The organism is Micromonospora sp. PTRAS2, from assembly GCF_054052245.1.
Genome location: NZ_JBSWBU010000054.1, coordinates 1 through 792, shown reverse-complemented (window position 1 = coordinate 792; position 792 = coordinate 1). Strand labels below are relative to the sequence as shown.

Below are 792 nucleotides of genomic sequence, written 5' to 3'. Positions count from 1 at the left end.
TCGCGGGGATGGACTCGGGACAAGGGGGTGGCCCCGGTGCTCGTGCCGGGCCCGTTGCCGGGTGTGGACCTGGCCGAGCGGGGGATCCGACGGCGCCACCAGGCTCTGGGCGTCGTCGGACCGGGCCTCGGATCGGTGCCGTGACCCGGGCTTGAGGGCAGACGCGGGTTGCACATCCATGCATCGGTCTGGATGTTATCGATAACATAACGTGGCCGTAACGTCGCCGCAAGGCCGCGCGGCGCTGTCGCGCATCACCGCTGCTCGCAGCCCTGGACGCCGGAGCGCCCCGGTGCCGACGGTTACGACTTGACGAACATCATGTTATCGCTCACAGTCGATAGGCGAGGTGCCGGGAGGTGGCCCGAGGGCGGCCGGTCGTTGTGCCTCGACTCAGGATGTCGCTCTGGCCGGGGCACGCATATGCCCTGGTGAGCGCCCTCAATCAGCTGGTCTCGGCGGTCGCGCCTCGGCGTGGCGTGCCCGCCCGGGACCGTTCGGTCCGACCGTCGTCATTGGAGGAAACATGGTTGCTCTCGCAGGGCTCCTGTCACCCGCGTCGTTCCGACGACGCGGGTGGCTGGCCCGGGTCACGGCCGCGGCCGCGGCGACAGTGCTGGTGGGCGGCGCGGTGGTCGCGGTGAACTCGACACCGGCCGCCGCGGCGACCGTGGACACCGGCGCCTGGTACGTGCTGCTCAACCGCAACAGCAACAAGGCTCTGGACCTGTACAACCTCGCCACGAGCGACGGGGCGCGGATCACCCAGTGGACGCGTAACAACGGCAACCA

1 protein-coding gene is annotated in these 792 nt (G+C 69.8%); it reads left to right on the top strand.

What is annotated here, in order from left to right; all coding sequences use genetic code 11:
- Nucleotides 1-526: 526 nt before the first annotated feature.
- Nucleotides 527-792 (top strand): RICIN domain-containing protein (locus tag ACVMYR_RS33120; RefSeq protein ID WP_457123703.1); only part of this gene is annotated, 266 nt, incomplete at its 3' end.